The sequence below is a fragment of the Acinetobacter sp. YH16032 genome (assembly GCF_013417345.1).
Lineage (GTDB): Bacteria > Pseudomonadota > Gammaproteobacteria > Pseudomonadales > Moraxellaceae > Acinetobacter.
The window spans coordinates 1-1,544 of the sequence record NZ_VPEE01000141.1 but is presented as its reverse complement, the minus strand read 5'-3'; the positions used below and the strand labels follow the sequence as shown (position 1 = coordinate 1,544).

Below are 1,544 nucleotides of genomic sequence, written 5' to 3'. Positions count from 1 at the left end.
TCCATCATCTAAAGAATTACTTTCTATTAAAGAAGTATTCACTAGGCTCTCTCCACTCATTGGCTTAACTTTTAGTGATCCAGGCATAGTACAGGAACGTAATCGTGGGGCTGGATTACATAAATTAGTTTGCGAAGCTTTAGGATATTCTAGCTACGCTGATGATGGGAAATTCCCCGATATTAAAAATCAGTTATTGGAAGTCAAGCTTCAGACTTCTCCAACTATCGATTTAGGGCTAGTTTGTCCTGACAGTTTGGATAATTTAGGCTTCCCAGTAGATTCAACTTTAGTGCGTCATTGTGATACTAGATATGCGGTGTTTTACGGAACGACTAATGGGAGTCTAGTTACACTGACTCATCTAGTTGTTACTACTGGCGAGAGCTTCTTCAACAGATTTACTCAGTTTCAAGGTAAAGTAGTAAATGGGAAAATCCAATTACCACTCCCAGCAAACTTTTTTAATTAACAGCAAACGCTTTAAAGACAAGTTCATCTAGCTTGTCTTTAAGCTTTGAACTTTCTTTCTGATCTAACAAGTTATAAATCATCTTTGATAACTTAATTAATTCTTGAGAGTTCTGTAATTCAGGATCAGGAATAGGAAATTCTTCAACATATTGCTTCATGAACCTTCTTTTTCCTGAATATAGCTTATTGTTAAATTTATAGTCATAAAACTGCTCAATAAACCTAGAGTTAGCAACTGCTAAACATAACCATAATAATTCATTATCTTTACTATCGTCTGGTGTAATCCAATAGCATTCACAATTAACTATATTGCCTTCTAGATCTATCCAAAATTTTGGTTTTTCAGAGATATCTGGAAAAACAATCTTTGGCTTACACCACAGACTTGGATTTTGTGGAACCCACAATTCATACCAATTTCTACCCGCTTTTATCAGATATTCCCTACTACTTAATTGCTCTTTGTACACTTCTAAATATTGTTTAGTAGCTGGATACTGATCTATATCTACGGCTTTTTTCTTTCCATTTTCACTTGTATGTGGATAAATAATTTCTTTAGGCTTATTCGGTCTGATAGCCTTAAACTGTTGCGCACATTCGCTAGTCAACAAATATTTGATTAATTCAGGTTTAGGATCAAACGAATCCCAATCGTCACGTATAAATACCTTATCTGCTGTAGACTTAACACCTACTCGAATTGGACCAATGTCTTTAAATGTTTTCCAAGTATTCATCGTTACTTTACTTAACCATGAATTACTTTCCTTAGTTGATACAGTCCATACGTTATTTTTAGAACTAGATAAATCTAAGATTCCTCTAATAATTTCAAATTTAGACTTACCAACTTTAATATGTTGAGTAATATCCTCTATTTCTGAAAAAATCGTTTCGACCTCTTTATGGTCTTGTTTTGATTTTTTCACTTCATAAACAGTAATAAATTCAGGATCGACCTTAATTTGATTATTATTTTTTTTAGAAAAAACTAGTGCTGGAAGTACCGCTGCAGAACTAAATACTTTTGTATCCCCTAAATCATAAATAGACTGTATATCTAA

At 33.3% G+C, this 1,544-nt stretch carries 2 protein-coding genes; one reads left to right on the top strand and one right to left on the bottom strand.

The window, feature by feature from the left end; translation table 11 throughout:
• The coding region (locus FTV32_RS16980) for a hypothetical protein (RefSeq protein WP_257227658.1) at positions 1-472 on the top strand (472 nt) is incomplete at its 5' end.
• On the opposite strand, the gene FTV32_RS16975 is transcribed toward FTV32_RS16980, so the two are convergent.
• On the bottom strand, positions 465-1,544 hold a 1,080-nt coding region (locus FTV32_RS16975; RefSeq protein WP_257227657.1), incomplete at its 5' end, for a TaqI-like C-terminal specificity domain-containing protein. The two genes, FTV32_RS16980 and FTV32_RS16975, sit on opposite strands and share 8 nt — an antisense overlap.